The sequence below is a fragment of the Bradyrhizobium niftali genome, assembly GCF_004571025.1.
In the GTDB taxonomy this organism is placed as follows: domain Bacteria; phylum Pseudomonadota; class Alphaproteobacteria; order Rhizobiales; family Xanthobacteraceae; genus Bradyrhizobium; species Bradyrhizobium niftali.
In genome coordinates, this window is record NZ_SPQT01000015.1 from 77,711 (window position 1) to 92,410 (window position 14,700).

The following is a 14,700-nucleotide window of genomic DNA, read 5'->3' on the forward strand; positions in this document are numbered from 1 at the left end:
GCATTTGTGCGTGTGGCAGGCAGTCGGACTCGATCGTGTAAAACGAGCTGCCGCCCGCACCTTTTCTTGACATTTTGACAAACCCCTGGGGGTCTTCTCACCGCCCCGTTTTTGGGGCTAATAGGACCCCGAAAGCCGCTCCCTTGAAGCGCATTTTGCTGCTGTCGGGTCAAAGCAGCCAAAAAACAGCCATTTCCAACAAGAAAGACCATCATGAAACGCGTCGACGCCCACGGATTGAAGATCGCTCCCGTCCTGTTTGACTTCATCGCCAAGGAAGCGGCCCCGAAAACGGGGATCGCGCCGGATGCGTTCTGGGCCGGGGTTGCCGCCATCATCAAGGACCTCGGGCCGAAGAACCGGGCGCTGCTCGCGGCGCGCGACACGCTGCAAGCCAAGATCGACGACTGGCACCGCGCGGGCAAGGGCAAGGCGTTCGACCTCAATGCCTATACCGCCTTCCTGAAGGAGATCGGCTATCTCGTCCCGGAGCCGGCGACGCAGAAGGTCGAGACCGCCAATGTGGACGAGGAGATCGGCAAGATCTGCGGCCCGCAGCTCGTCGTGCCCCTCACCAATGCGCGCTATGCGCTGAACGCGGCGAACGCGCGCTGGGGCTCGCTCTATGACGCCTTCTACGGCACCGACGCCATCCCGCACGATCCGTCCGAGAGCGGCAAGGGCTACAACAAGGCGCGCGGCGACAAGGTGATCGCGAAGGCCAAGTCCTTCCTCGACGCCGCCGTGCCGCTCGCGACCGGCAGCCACACCGACGTCACCGCCTACAGCGTCGTCGCGGGCCAGCTCGCGGTGAAGCTGAAGAGCGGCAATGCGACCGCGCTGAAGAACGCGGCGCAGTTTGCCGGCTTCCAGGGCGATGCGGCCGCGCCGAGCGCGGTGCTGCTCGTCAACAACGGCCTGCATGTCGAGGTGACGATCAACCGCAGCAGCGCGATCGGCAAGGACGATCCCGCCGGCGTCGCCGACATGGTCATGGAGGCCGCGGTCTCGACCATTCTCGACATGGAGGACTCGGTCGCCGCGGTCGACGCCGAGGACAAGGTGCTGGTCTACCGCAACACGCTCGGCCTGATGAACGGCACGCTCTCGGCTGACTTCGAGAAGGGCGGCAAGACGCTGACGCGTTCGCTCAACGCCGACCGCAGCTACAAGACGCCGGACGGCAAGGGCGAGGTCAAGCTGCACGGCCGCAGCCTGCTGCTGATGCGCAATTGCGGTCACCACATGTTCACCGACGCGGTGCTGGACGAAAAGGGCGAGGAGATCCCGGAGGGCCTGTTAGATGCCGCCGTCTCCGGCCTGCTCGCCATCCACGACCTCAAAGGCAACTCCAAGGTCAAGAACAGCCGCACCGGCTCGGCCTATATCGTCAAGCCGAAGATGCACGGCCCGGACGAAGTGTCGTTCACGTGCGAGATTTTCGACCACGTCGAGAAGATGCTCGGCCTGCCGGAGAATACGCTCAAGGTCGGCATCATGGACGAGGAGCGCCGCACCACCGTCAACCTCAAGGCCTGCATCCAGCGCGCTTCCAAGCGCATCATGTTCATCAACACCGGCTTCCTCGACCGCACCGGCGACGAGATCCACACCTCGATGGAAGCGGGCCCCATGATCCGCAAGAACGAGATGAAGGCGCAGGCCTGGATCAAGGCCTACGAGGACTGGAACGTCGACATGGGCCTGATCGACGGGTTGCCCGGTCATGCCCAGATCGGCAAGGGCATGTGGGCTGCGCCCGACAAGATGGCCGACATGCTTCAACAGAAGCTCGCGCATCCGCAGGCCGGCGCCACCACTGCGTGGGTCCCCTCGCCGACCGCCGCGACGCTGCACGCGCTGCACTACCATCAGGTCAACGTCATCGCGCGCCAGGAGGAGCTGACCAAGGGCGGGCCGCGCGCGAAGCTGTCCGACATCCTCACCATTCCGGTGTCGAAGTCGAACTGGGCGCCCGACGACGTCAAGCAGGAGATCGATAACAACTGCCAGGGCATCCTCGGCTATGTCGTGCGCTGGATCGACCAGGGCGTCGGCTGCTCCAAGGTGCCCGACATCCACGATGTCGGCCTGATGGAAGACCGCGCCACCTTGCGCATCTCCAGCCAGCACCTCGCCAACTGGCTGCACCAGGGCGTCATCACCGAGGCGCAGGTGATGGAGTCGCTGAAGCGCATGGCCGTCGTCGTCGACAAGCAGAACGCGGGCGATGCCATCTACAAGCCGATGGCGCCCGCCTTCGACGGTGTCGCCTTCAAGGCCGCCTGCGACCTCATCTTCAAGGGCCGCGAGCAGCCGAACGGCTACACCGAGTACATCCTCACCGCGCGCCGCCGCGAGGCGAAGGCAGCGGGGTAATCCTGGTTCGACGAATGTCAAAAGTCCCGGCCTGCGCCGGGACTTTTTTGTTGGGCGAAACGTCGCGGCGCGAGGAGGAACGGGTGCGAACCGCTCGCGTTGTCGGGCCATCAACCAATGGGAGATGGTCATGGACTGGAACCGCATTGAAGGGAACTGGAAGCAGTTCAAGGGTTCGGCCAAGGAGAAGTGGGCCAAGCTCACCGACGACGACCTCAAACTGATCGAGGGACGCCGCGAACAGCTCGAGGGCCGGCTGCAGGAGCGCTACGGCAAGGCCAAGGACCAGGTTCGTCAGGACGTCGACGACTGGCTCAAGACGCTGCACTAGACGCGGCAAATAAAGCCCCGGCTCAGGCCGGGGCTTTTCGTTGGACGATCCGTCGCCCGGATGAGCGAAAACAACATCCGGGTCCTTGATTGTGGCAGCCCGGATGTCGCTTCGCTCATCCGGGCGACAACGACGCCTCGCTAGAAGACCGTGAGATATTTCAGCAGCGACACCACGCCGATGATGATCACGATCACGCGCGCGATTTGCTTGGCGCGGCCGTCCATCGGCAACATGTTGATGAGATAGAGCACGAGAATGACGACGAGAAAGGTGACGAGTACGCCGACCAGCATCGCGAGGCCCCCTTCAGGCAGATTGCTAACGATATCCTAACGCCCGTCTCGCGCGCCGGTTCCATCCGGGCAACCCGTTGCAACTTCTAGTAAATGCGTACTTCTACCGGCAGGCCAGCTGCCGAAAACTTTACCCTTTTCCTTTCAGATGCAGAAACCGTTTGGGCCCCTGAGGCGCAAACGGCGTGCGATTGCCGATCTGCCGCGCCCCCGTTTGCCGATGTTGCCGGGCGTCTTCACGAAATTTGCAATGGGAATTTGGGGGGACTTCGATGCTCAATCGTCTGACCGTATCCGCGCTGCTGAAGGCGGTGATCGCGATCACGTCGGTCTGCGTGGTGATCGCGCTCTCGCTCACCGCCTATGAGTCCTGGGATCGGCTGAAGACCGCCAACCGCATTTCGCAGATCGCGGACGCCTCCGCCGATCTGTTCAAGGCGATGCACAATCTGCGCACCGACCGCTCGACCACCAACCGGCTCCTCAACTCGACCGACCCGATGGACGGCGAGATCGAAAAATATCTGCGTGCGATCCGCGACGCCCAGATGCCGGCGATGGCACGCGCGCTGGAGTTGTTGCCGACCATGGACTTTCCGCAATCCGGCACGCTGGTGCCGGAGCTCGCGCGTCTCTACAAATTGCTGAGCGAGGAGCAGAAGCAGTTCTGGGAGGACGTGGCCAAGCCCAAGGACCAGCGCCGCGCGGGCCTGCCGAAGGAATATATGGAGACGACGCAGGGCCTGCTCGAGACGCTCGACAGGCTCTCGAACGTCCTGGCCGCCACCGTCAACCACCAGGACGCCGTGATCGACCAGTTGCTGTCGATCAAGCAGAGCGCCTGGCTGCTGCGCAACACCGCGGGCGAAGCATCGCTGATCGTCTCGACCGGACTCAACGCCGGCCGCATCGCGCCGGAGACCCGCCTCGCCTATACCCAATTTGTCGGCGGAACGAGCGCGATGTGGAAGGCGCTGGAATTGTCGACGTCGGGAATGCAGCTCCCGCCCGCATTGTCGTCCGCCGTGGCGGCGGCCAAGAGCGCCTATTTCGATCCGCAATATCTGGCCCTTCGCGACCGCCTGGCCAATATGCTTGCCAATGGCGAAAAGGCCGAGATGACCGCGAACCAGTGGACACCGGTTACGGTGGGCCGTCTGGCCAGCGCGGTTGCCGTCGCCGAGACGGCACTCGACGCCGCCAAGAGCCATACGGTGGAACAGCGCTCCGCAGCTCAACGCGCGCTCATCATGCAGCTCGCACTTCTGACGCTCGCCATCGCCCTCGCCGTGGGCGCCATCATGCTGGTCAACCGCCGCGTCATCCATCCGCTCAACATGATCCGCGACGCCATGCTGAAGGTCGCCGGCGGCGACCTTGCCGTGGACAGCGGCTATCTCGACCGCAAGGACGAAATCGGTGCGCTCGCCGGCGCGCTGGAAGCCTTCAAGCAGCAGGCGACCGACAAGCTCAAGATCGAGGAGCAGGAGCGCGCGCGCAATGCGGGCGCTTCGGCACGCCAGCGCGCGATCGAGGTCTATGTCGGCGAGTTCGAGGGCGCGGTCCGCAAAACCCTCGGCGAACTGAGCGAAGCTTCGGGCGCGATGCGCAAGACCTCGGGCGATCTCTCCGCGGTGTCACGCCAGACCAACGACCGCGTGCAGGTCGCCGGCAAGGCCTCCAATGACGCCTCCATGAGCGTCGACAGCGTGGCCGCCGCCGCCGAAGAGCTCTCTGCCTCGATCAACGACATCAGCCAGCAGGCCGCCCATGCCGCAGGTATCGCCGGCCGCGCCGTCACCCAGGCGCGCGAAACCGACGGCACCGTGCAGGGCCTGGCAAAGTCCGCCGGACGCATCGGCGAGGTCGTCGGCCTCATCAACACCATTGCGGCGCAGACCAATCTGCTCGCGCTCAACGCCACGATCGAGGCGGCGCGCGCCGGCGAAGCCGGCCGCGGCTTTGCCGTGGTCGCCTCCGAGGTGAAGTCGCTGGCGAGCCAGACGGCCAAGGCCACCGAGGAAATCTCCGAGCAGATCACCGACATCCAGCGGGTGGCCGGCGACGCCATCAACGCGATCCAGACCATCGGCGGCATCATCGGCGAGGTGAACGAGGTCGCGACCGCGATCGCGGCCGCCGTGCAGGAGCAGGGCGCGGCGACGCAGGAGATCACCCGCAGCACGCAATTTGCGGCGCAGGGCACCAAGAACGTCTCGGACAACATCACCGGCGTCAAAGCCGATGCGGACGCCGCCGCAGCGGCCGCGGACAACGTCAAACACGCCTCCGAGATGCTGGAGAGCCAGAGCCGCCAGCTCGGCGAGGACGTCACCGGCTTCCTCGGCAAGATCCGCGCGGCGTAGGAAAGCGGGGTTGGAGAGAAGGCTGTAGCTACCCCCTCGGTGTCGTCCCGGACAAGCGAGCACAGCGAGCGCTGATCCGGGATCAATACCCCCGGCGGACCATTGTCGCGCGAACTGGCAACTCCGAGTCTTCGTCAAACCACGCCCTGTGGCTGTGGATCCCGGATCTACGCGCGCTTCGGGCGCGCTTGTCCGGGACGACGGCGGAGATCGAGGCACCGGCGTCACATCACACGCGGCGCCGCCCTACTCCTTCGCCACCACCGGCACCTGGCGGAACTTGGCGCGGACCGAGTCCGGCAGCGGAGAGAAGTTCATCGCGACGCCGCGGCGATCGCCAGCGTTGCGGCCGGCGACCACCAGGCCATCGGCGCCCGCGACGATGTCACCCTTGCGCAAGGTGGGGTCGTCCTCGACCTTGATCTGGGCGAGACCGACCGGATCCCTGCCGTTGCAGGTGCAGCCCGACACGATCTCGTTGCGGTAGCGGAAGGCGTTCGGCAGGTCGGAATAGGACTTTCCGCTCTCGGTCGTGGCGTCCTCGATGTTGCTGCCATAGACCAACGAGGTTTCCGAGGTCGGGCAGAAGCTCTTGCAGGATTGTGCCTTGCTCTCGGCGTCATTTCCTTGCGCGGGGAAGTAACGGCCATCGCAACCGCGCACGCAATAGGCGGCGCCGCCGCCATAGGCAGCCCGCTGCCGCGGCGTGTCGTAGCGCGGCATGTCGTCATTGGGGAACGGCATCCGGATCTCCGGCGGCGGGCGCATCCGGAAGCCGCCGAACAGCGCCGAGAAGAAATCCTCCGCATGCGCCGGCGGCACCAGCGCGAGGCCGAGGGAGGCGGTGGTGAAGATCGCCGCGGCGCCACCGGCCAGTCTGCTGATCGAACGTCTCTTCATGCGCTCTCACCCAATTCTCAGTTCACGGCCGACGTCGGGATGTTCAGGGCCTGCCGGCCCGAGGGCAGCGTCGTCGCCGCAGGGCGCTTGCGCACAGGGTCGCCGCCTCTCGCCATCAGCGGCACGTTCTTCGGCAGCACCACGACCCTGGCGCCGATATTGACGCGGCTGAACAGGTCGGTGACGTCTTCGTTGGTCATGCGGATGCAGCCCGAGGAGACGAACTTGCCGATGGTGGTGGGATCGTTGGTGCCGTGGATACGGTATTCGCTCGAGCCCAGATACATCGCCCGCGCGCCGAGCGGATTGCCGGGTCCGCCGGCAACGAAGCGCGGCAGATAGGGCTGGCGCGCGATCATCTCGGCCGGCGGATGCCAGTCCGGCCATTCCGCCTTGCGGCTGACGCTCTGCACGCCCGACCAGGTGAAGCCCTCGCGGCCGACGCCGACGCCGTAGCGGATCGCCCGGCCGTTGCCGAGCACGTAATACAGGTAGGTATTGCCGGTATCGATCACGATCGTGCCGGCCGGCTCGCCGCGGTCGAAGCTGACGACCTGCTTGCGCAGCCGATCGGGCAATTGGGCATCCTCGTCGGCCGTTTGCGCCGGCTCGCTGATATAGCCCTGCGAATAGCTCGGGCCTTGTTGAGACGCCTGCGGTTGCATCGGATACGCCTGCGGTTGCATGGGCACATAGCCCAGCGTCTGCGCGCTTGCGCTAGCGAAGGGCACCGCGAGCAGAGCGGTTGCGAAGGCAAAAGCTGCGGCGGCGCGCGGCGAGAAGCTGCGACGGACTAAAGAGACCTTTGTCATGTGCTGCCCCATTGGATGCGTGCATCTCAGGTGATGCGGCTTCCCAACAAACGCAGCCGGGGCGACTCAAGTTCCGCCGCCATCTGCGGCGGCGACGTCACAGTCAAGCGAGCGCAACTTCACGAAGCCGCGATGGAACCGCGGCGCCCCTCCGGCGTTTCCCGATGACCAATGGGCGCCCGGACACCTCCGTGCGGGAGAGATATTGTGCGCGTCCTTCCCAGTGAACGTCTGATTTCCGGCAACGGCGAAGGCGCCCCACTCCCCGACAGCCACAGCGAGCTGCCGCCGATCATTCGCCGCACCGAGTTCGTCGCCTACGCACTCGCCGGCTTGCTTCTGATCGCCGTGATCGGGGTGCTGTACTTCGCCAAGGCGTTCTTCCTCCCGGTGGTGATGGCCGTCGTCGCCGGTACCATGCTCTCGCCGGCCGCAGGCTTTCTGGAACGGCGGGGCGTGCCGCGCGCGCTCGGCGCCGTGCTGATCGTGACCGCGGTGACGACGGTGGTCGCCTTCGTCGTCGCGCTGATTGCCGTGCCCGCGATGGAATGGAGCTCGCGCCTGCCGGAACTGGGCGCGCAGTTGAAGGAGAAGCTGCACGTTTTCGACCGGCCGCTGGCGCTGTGGAAGGAGCTGCAAACCATGGTCGGCGGCTCAGAGGGTCTGCCAAGCCTGCCGCTGCCGAAGGCCGAATGGGTGCAGCCGACGCTGGAATTCCTGTCGCCCACCTTCGCCGAATTCCTGCTGTTCTTCGCCACCCTGATCCTGTTCATCGCAAGCTGGCGCGACCTGCGGCGGGCGCTGATCATGAATTTCGGCGACCGAGACGCGCGGCTGCGCACGCTGCGGATTCTCAACGAGATCGAAGTTCATCTCGGCAACTACCTGTTGACCGTCACCGTCATCAATATCGGCGTCGGCGTCGCGACCGGCATCATCTGCGCCATCACCGGCATGCCAAATCCGGCCGGGCTCGGCGCACTCGCGGCGGCGCTCAACTTCATCCCGATCATAGGACCGGTCGCCATGTTCGTGGTGCTGGCCCTAATTGGGCTGATTGCCCTCCCGACCATTGGCGGCGGCCTGATGGCGGCCCTCGCCTTCGGCGGCATCACCTTCCTGGAGGGACATTTCATCACGCCGACCATCATTGGCCGCAGGTTGTCGCTGAACGCACTCGCCGTCTTCATCGCGCTGGCCTTCTGGACCTGGCTGTGGGGACCGATGGGCGCGTTTCTGTCGTCGCCGCTCCTGATCGTGGGCCTCATCCTGAAGGAGCATCTGTTGCCGGAAGATTCGCCGCAGCTCCCGCAGGCGTGACGGGCTCCCGCGAACGGAACTTCCGTCACGACGAAACGTTTTCCGCCCATCTCACCGCCAACAGTTCGGAGTTTGCGATGTCAATAGCCGACGGCGAAACCAGGATGAGAGACTGGATCGACAAAGCCACCGCAGAACGCCTCGAGAAGGATGTAGCAGCCGTGAAAAACGATATCGCCGCCCTTACCGACCAGATAACCGACGCGCTCAATACCTTTGCCAATTCGGCGGGAAAGCAGGCCCGCCGCGGCTACAAGCAAGCGCGCGAGAACGTGGATTCGACGCTCGACGACATGTCCGAGCGCGGCAGCGCCATGATGGGCGCGGCGCAGGATGCCTATGGCTCGATCGAGGAGACGCTGGAAGACGCCATCACCGCGCGGCCGCTCGCGACCGTCGGTATCGCGCTCGGCATCGGCTTCCTGATCGGCGTCGCCTGGCGCCGGTAAAGCGCGGGACGGTCCCTGAGATCGCGGCGGCGCGGCCGCCGTCGCCTCAGGCTTGTGGGGGATTGAGGAGCAAGGGCATGTTTCAGCGCATTATCGACGGCATCAGCGCATCGACCGGGACGACGGTCCGTCTGACGTCGCTCGCCGCAGGCGCCGCACTCGCGCTCTTCATCACGACGTGCTTTCTTTGCGCGGCCGCGTTCATCTCGGTGCTGGAAAAATACGGACCGGTGCAAGCCTGCCTCGCCGGCGCCGGCATCTTTTTCCTGCTGACGCTCACCGCGGCGGGTACCTATTGGGGCTACAAGCGCGAGGTGCAGAAGCGCGCCCAGATCGCGGCCGAGCGCGCCGCGAAGTCGGCGGCCTCGAGCATGCTCACCGATCCCGTGCTGCTCGCCACGGGACTCCAGATCGTTCGCGCCATCGGGGTCAAGCGGCTGTTGCCGATCCTGGCGATCGGCGGCGTCGCACTTGGAATCATGGCGAGCCGGGCCGGCGTATCCGACGAGGCATCGGCTGAACCTGCCGAGTAACGGTACGGGCATCACGCCCGATTTGAATTATCCCCAGCTGCCGGCAGGGCGAATGGAGGGTCCGAGGCGCGGACTGTGAACCTCCCGCCGCCAGGGGTTGCCGACCTCGGAGGCGCGGGCCGCGATCGCAGGGCAGGTCGCTTCCTTTGCAGAAATTGCGTCCCAGACGGGCTAAGGGCGGACACGCGAACGCACCGGCGCGTCTGGCATAATTTTTCGCCAGTCGGGACAAACCTGACCTACTCACGCAAACGCTACTCGGATAGGTAGGCGGTTGCCGCTAAAAGCAGCGCCCCTGATTCCGAAAGTCATTTTCCGCGATGAAACCGTCCGTCAAGGCGAACCTCGCCGCATTCCATCCCGACGCCAGGCTGTATTTGACGCTCGGCATCGCCAACTGGTCGGTGTTCGTCGACCACATCCCGAACAACGTCGTCAACCTGCTGACGCTGCGCAATTTCGGCTTCAGCGGCGCCGCCGACCTGTTCGTGTTCGTGGTGGGCTACGGCGTCGCCATCATCCACGGCAGGATGGCGCTGGAGCGCGGCTACATCGTCGCGGCAACGCGCGTCTTTCGCCGCGTCTGGCGGCTCTACGCCGCCTATGTCGTGCTGTTCGTGATCTACATCGACGCCATCGCCTACGTCGCCTCGCAATCGATGGCGCCGGAGATCATTCACGAATACAACATCTCGGGGATTCTCGAGCACCCGCTGCGCATCCTGGTCCGTGGCCTGGTGCTCCAGGAAGAGCCGCTCAACCTCGACCTCCTGCAACTGATGATCCCACTGATGGCGTTCTTTCCGTTCGTGCTGTGGGGGCTGCTGCGATGGCCGCACCTGACGCTGGCGGCATCGGTCGGGCTGTACGCCGCGGCGCGCTGGTTCGACTGGAATTTCCGGGTCTATCCGGACCAGGAGTGGACCTTCAATCCGCTGTGCTGGCAGATGCTGATGGTGCTGGGCGGCTGGTTCGCCGTGACAGGCGCCCCCGGCCGTGCGCTGCGTGGCATGTCCTGGCTGCGGAGCCTCGCAGGCGCCTATCTCGTCTTTGCGATGGCCGTCACCCTGATGCGCCATTCGCCGACGCTGTCCGCCCATTTGCCGGACCTCCTTCTCAACAGCATCGCGCCGACCGACAAGGAAAACCTCGCGCTCTTTCGCGTGGTCCACTTCCTCGCGCTCGCGCTCATTGCGACCCATCTCATTCCGGCCGATCATCCCGGCCTGAAATGGCGGCCGCTTCAGGCGGTGATCATATGCGGCGAGGAATGGCTCGCGGTGTTCTGCGTCGCAGTGTTCCTCTCCTTCGCCGGCCATCTCCTCCTGATCACCGGGCCGAACCTGGTGGTGATGCAGGTCGCGGTGAGCATCGTTGGCTTCGCCGCGATGATCGCGGTCGCCTATTACATCATCTGGTCGAAGCGGCAGGACCTGCCTGCGGCCCTGCGGCAGCAGACCTGACAACATAATCGTGCGATTCTGCTAGGCCGAGACCTGTGGCCGCGCTATGCGGGGGGACTCTGCGTGAGGAGACCGGGCGTGGCGATGGCGAAAGGCGGGGGTGAAGAGGCTGACAGCGTGCCCAGGCGCGGCCGGCCGCGGTCGATCGAGACCTCCAACGCCATCCTCGAAAGCGCCTATGCGCTGATGGCCGCCACCGGTCTTGCCGCCACCACCATCGACGCGGTCGCGCGCCACTCCAGCGTCTCCAAGATGACGATCTACAAATGGTGGCCATCGCGCGAGGCGCTGCTGATCGATGCCTTTCTCCACCATGCCGCGCAGATGCTGCCGCTGCCCCCGGTGAGCTCCGGCACGCCCGCGGCACGCGCGCGCCGCCATGCCGCGGCCTATGCCGAGGCGCTCCAGGGCGAGTTCGGCAAGGTGCAGCTCGCCGTCATCTCCGAATGCATCTCCAAGACCGGCTCGGCCGAGCTGTTCTACGCACGCTACCTGCAATTCCGCCGCGACGCGCTGGTGGAGATGATCGCCGCGGGCCAGAAGGACGGCAGCGTACTGGCCGAGGGGGCGCCTGAGGACCTCTATGACGCGATCTATGGCGGCCTGTTCTACCGCTACGTCTTCGGCATCGCGCCGATCACGCCGGCTTACGCACGCAGTCTGGTCGATCTCGTATTGCGACCGAAGGGCTAGATCAGGCGCTGAAAATGCCCGCCGCCCGTCCCCGCCTCAAGTTCCACGCCTTGGTGATAAGAACGCGTGGACATCTCATGTCTTTTCCCACAGGAGCATCAGCCTCATCATGATCAAACGCATCTTGCCATACGAAGGATTGCTCCACGAAGTGGTCGAGCATGGAGGCGTGCTTTACATCGGCGGAATCGTCCCTGAGGACACGAGCCTGGACATGTCGGGTCAGGCAAACGATGTGCTTGGCCAGCTGTCGCGTCTCCTGGAGACTCTCGGATCTGACCTGGCCAACGTCTTGCAGGTGACTATTTTCATGGCGAATCTGAGCGAGAAGGCTGCGTTCAATGCGGCCTGGAAGGCGCACTTCGCAGAAGCTCATCTGCCTGCGCGCGCCGCCGTCGGCGTGGCCGATCTCGGTTCAGGCGTCAAGCTCGAGATGACCGCAATCGCTGCTCGACCGACCTCGAGCTGAAGTGCGCGAGGTTTATCGCACAGGCCTCACCGGGGCCGAGAGCTTGTCCGTGCGGTCGCGCTCGGACATATCGACGACCGTCCCCATCGGAGCGGTCAGCTCGTAGACATAGGAGACGTCGGTGAAGTAGCGCTTGGCGGTGCCGCCGAGCGCTTCGGGCGCGACGCGGTCGAGCAGGATCAGGCCGAAATCGGAATCCGGGCGGCGCGTCGCCTCGCTGGTATTGAACTCCTCCCAGCGGAAATGGAAGACCTCATCGGTCCCCTCGCCCGTCACCGTCCAGTTGGCGGTGATGTGCGGATGCTTGCCGACCAGCGACAGGCCTTCGTCCGAATGCGAGGCGAGCTCGAAGAACAGAAGCGACAGGCTCTGCGCCGCGCGTGCGCTCACCGCGATGTCAGGACCGGTGACGGCGATGCGGTCCGCATGAGGAATGGCGCGCGCCTCGAACAGGCCCTTCAGCTTGACGCCCTGCCACTGGCTCTCGCTGAGCAGCGAGACCACGTTGGACATGGCGTGGATGCGGCCGATCAGCAGCTCGCGCGCGACGTCGATGTCCGAGCCGTGGCGCAGCGTGCGCGTCACGATCGACTGGATCACCGCCAGGATGTTCTTGACCCGGTGGTTGAGCTCGTCGATGACGGCGGTCAGGCGGCGCTCGAAGCCGATCCGCACCTGGATTTCCCGGCTGAGCCTCAAATTGTTGTAGGCGACATAGCCGAACAGGCCGCACACCATCGCGGTGATCGCAAAGCCGATCGCCGCCACGATGATCGCAGTCTGCTCGGCACGCCGCGCCGAATTGGTCTTGGCGTAATAGCCGAGCTGCCAGTCGCGGCCGCCGAAGCTCACGGTGCGCGTCGCCGATGGCGCCGGCCCGTCCACCGCCGTCATGCGCGTGGAGACAATGCCCTGGTCGTTGGCGACGAGCTCGCCGCCGTCCTTGCGCGGATCCTTGAGCGCGACCGCGAACAACGACATGTCATCATTGGTCAGCATCAGCGAGGCGAGCTCGTAGGAGAATGTGACGAACCCGGCCGGCTCCGTTGCCCCCTCGGGAATCACGGGAGCAGCCACGATGATGCCGATCGGACCATTCCCGCGCAGCAGCGGCACCGGGTCGGAGGCAACCGACCGCTTCTCGATCCTCGCCCGGGCGAGCATTGCGCTGCGCACCGGATCCTGGTCATAGCTGCGGCCGGGCAGCGCCTTGGTCTCGTCGCTGCGCGGCTCGAGGTCCATCAGCACGTCGATCGGATGGGTGAGGCTCGCGGGGGCGATGGGCTTGTCGCTGTAGTCCCGGATCTGCGACTTCGGGAAGCCGGCGGCCGCGATCGCGGCCTGCGCCGCAACGAGCTCGTTCGGCTGCAGCCGGGCGACCCAGCCGGCCACCACGAAATCGGTCTTGAAGGCGTAGATCGCCGAGCGCAGCGGCTCCAGCATGTTGGGCTTGAGCACCGATGGCGCGCGGAACAGGCCGGAGGCGACACGCGCGAGCAGCTCGCGCTCGGTCAGCCGGTCCTGCACCAGGCTCGCATGGACGTCGATCGCACGCGCGAGCGCGATCCGGTCCAGCGCCAGCTCCTGGTCGTGGACGCGATAGGCGGCAAGCCCGGAAAGCAAGGCTCCGAGCAGAGCAATGAAGCCGATGATGAAACCCAGCCGGACCACGCGACTACTCAGACGGAAGCAGGAGGTCGGCAATAAACACGGAGCATATGAACGCCGCTCGAACGGCCAAGTGCCGAAACAGGATGAACCCCGATGGCGGAGATAATGGAGGAGGAGGCATCAGTACGCAACTTGGGTCGCCTGAAAAGCTTAATCCGCCCGGCCGGTCGTCCGGCCGGAATGGATTTGCCCCGGGTACCGGAGGTAACCAATCGCCGTGTCCGGAATTTGTTCCGCGGATACGGTCCTGCCTCAGGCGTTAACGGCGGAAAACGCCTGTGCCAAGTCGTCGCGTCCGTCAGCCCGCCCGTTTCAGGCCGCCTTTGGCCTCGATGAAGCCGACGATGCGGTCGAGCCCCTCGCTCTTCTTCAGGTTGGTCATGACAAAGGGGCGCGCGCCGCGCATCCGCTTGGCATCCGTCTCCATCTTCTCCAGGGAGGCGCCGACATGGGGTGCAAGATCGATCTTGTTGATGACCAGCAGGTCGGACCGGGTGATGCCGGGGCCGCCCTTGGACGGGATCTTGTCGCCGGCCGCCACGTCGATCACGTAGATGGTGAGGTCGGCAAGCTCCGGGGAAAAAGTGGCAGCGAGATTGTCACCGCCGGACTCGATCAGCACGAGGTCGAGCCCGGGGAATTTCGCGCGCATGTCCGCGACCGCTGCGAGGTTCATCGAGGCATCTTCGCGGATCGCGGTGTGCGGGCAGCCGCCGGTCTCGACGCCGGCAATGCGATCCGGCGTCAGCGAGCCCGAACGCACCAGGAATTCCGCATCCCATTTGGTGTAGATGTCGTTGGTGATTGCCGCGATGTCGTAGCGGTCGCGCATGGTCTTGCAGAGCAGATCCATCAGCGCGGTCTTGCCCGATCCGACCGGACCGCCGACGCCGACACGCAAGGGGCCGTGAGATTTCGACATGTAGCTCGCTCTCTCCTAGTGTCGTCCCGGCGAAGGCCGGGACCCATAGCCACCGAATTCAATTGATGCGGTAGGCTGTGGCCGCAGTTCTGTATC

14 protein-coding genes are annotated in these 14,700 nt (G+C 65.0%); 9 read left to right on the top strand and 5 right to left on the bottom strand.

Features of this window, described 5'->3' with window-relative positions; translation table 11 throughout:
- Positions 1–213: 213 nt before the first annotated feature.
- Together E4K65_RS24445 and E4K65_RS24450 are read left to right on the top strand one after the other, a co-directional pair.
- Entirely contained in the window at positions 214–2,379 is a 2,166-nt protein-coding gene (locus tag E4K65_RS24445) for a malate synthase G (protein WP_135176323.1), read from the top strand.
- Positions 2,380–2,509: 130 nt separating this feature from the next.
- Complete coding sequence (locus E4K65_RS24450; protein WP_027544225.1) at positions 2,510–2,710, top strand: CsbD family protein; 201 nt, start codon at positions 2,510–2,512, stop codon at positions 2,708–2,710.
- 140 nt (positions 2,711–2,850) lie between these two features.
- On the opposite strand, the gene E4K65_RS24455 is transcribed toward E4K65_RS24450, so the two are convergent.
- Positions 2,851–3,006, bottom strand: coding sequence for a Thivi_2564 family membrane protein (locus E4K65_RS24455; protein ID WP_042335954.1), 156 nt, complete (start codon positions 3,004–3,006; stop codon positions 2,851–2,853).
- 272 nt (positions 3,007–3,278) lie between these two features.
- Between E4K65_RS24455 and E4K65_RS24460 the strand changes: the two genes are divergently transcribed.
- Positions 3,279–5,372, top strand: coding sequence for a methyl-accepting chemotaxis protein (locus tag E4K65_RS24460; RefSeq protein ID WP_167771100.1), 2,094 nt, complete (start codon positions 3,279–3,281; stop codon positions 5,370–5,372).
- A gap of 246 nt (positions 5,373–5,618) precedes the next feature.
- Here the strand turns inward: E4K65_RS24460 and E4K65_RS24465 are convergent, their stop codons facing one another.
- Positions 5,619–6,272, bottom strand: coding sequence for a DUF2865 domain-containing protein (locus tag E4K65_RS24465; RefSeq protein WP_135176325.1), 654 nt, complete (start codon positions 6,270–6,272; stop codon positions 5,619–5,621).
- Between the two features lie 17 nt (positions 6,273–6,289).
- Complete coding sequence (locus E4K65_RS24470; RefSeq protein WP_167771101.1) at positions 6,290–7,084, bottom strand: L,D-transpeptidase; 795 nt, start codon at positions 7,082–7,084, stop codon at positions 6,290–6,292.
- 207 nt (positions 7,085–7,291) lie between these two features.
- Between E4K65_RS24470 and E4K65_RS24475 the strand changes: the two genes are divergently transcribed.
- The 6 genes from E4K65_RS24475 (at position 7,292) to E4K65_RS24500 (ending at position 12,011) form a co-directional block, all read left to right on the top strand.
- Positions 7,292–8,404, top strand: a complete 1,113-nt coding sequence (locus E4K65_RS24475) for an AI-2E family transporter (RefSeq protein WP_167771102.1) — start codon at positions 7,292–7,294, stop codon at positions 8,402–8,404.
- A gap of 77 nt (positions 8,405–8,481) precedes the next feature.
- Positions 8,482–8,853, top strand: a complete 372-nt coding sequence (locus tag E4K65_RS24480; RefSeq protein ID WP_027544230.1) for an ElaB/YgaM/YqjD family protein — start codon at positions 8,482–8,484, stop codon at positions 8,851–8,853.
- 77 nt (positions 8,854–8,930) lie between these two features.
- Positions 8,931–9,386: a hypothetical protein gene (locus E4K65_RS24485; RefSeq protein ID WP_027544231.1), complete on the top strand. Its 456-nt coding sequence runs from the start codon at positions 8,931–8,933 to the stop codon at positions 9,384–9,386.
- 320 nt (positions 9,387–9,706) lie between these two features.
- Positions 9,707–10,849, top strand: coding sequence for an OpgC domain-containing protein (locus E4K65_RS24490; RefSeq protein ID WP_135176328.1), 1,143 nt, complete (start codon positions 9,707–9,709; stop codon positions 10,847–10,849).
- Between the two features lie 84 nt (positions 10,850–10,933).
- Positions 10,934–11,542: a TetR/AcrR family transcriptional regulator gene (locus E4K65_RS24495; protein WP_167771122.1), complete on the top strand. Its 609-nt coding sequence runs from the start codon at positions 10,934–10,936 to the stop codon at positions 11,540–11,542.
- Positions 11,543–11,651: 109 nt separating this feature from the next.
- The gene (locus tag E4K65_RS24500; protein WP_135176330.1) at positions 11,652–12,011 is read left to right on the top strand and encodes a RidA family protein; all 360 of its coding nucleotides are present in this window, start codon (positions 11,652–11,654) and stop codon (positions 12,009–12,011) included.
- A gap of 12 nt (positions 12,012–12,023) precedes the next feature.
- Here E4K65_RS24500 and E4K65_RS24505 read toward each other — a convergent pair whose 3' ends face one another.
- Together E4K65_RS24505 and ureG are read right to left on the bottom strand one after the other, a co-directional pair.
- Positions 12,024–13,682 (bottom strand): CHASE domain-containing protein, encoded by a 1,659-nt coding sequence (locus E4K65_RS24505; RefSeq protein ID WP_135176331.1) that lies wholly within the window; start codon positions 13,680–13,682, stop codon positions 12,024–12,026.
- Between the two features lie 298 nt (positions 13,683–13,980).
- The gene (ureG, locus tag E4K65_RS24510; RefSeq protein ID WP_135176332.1) at positions 13,981–14,604 is read right to left on the bottom strand and encodes an urease accessory protein UreG; all 624 of its coding nucleotides are present in this window, start codon (positions 14,602–14,604) and stop codon (positions 13,981–13,983) included.
- Between the last annotated feature and the right edge of the window lie 96 nt (positions 14,605–14,700).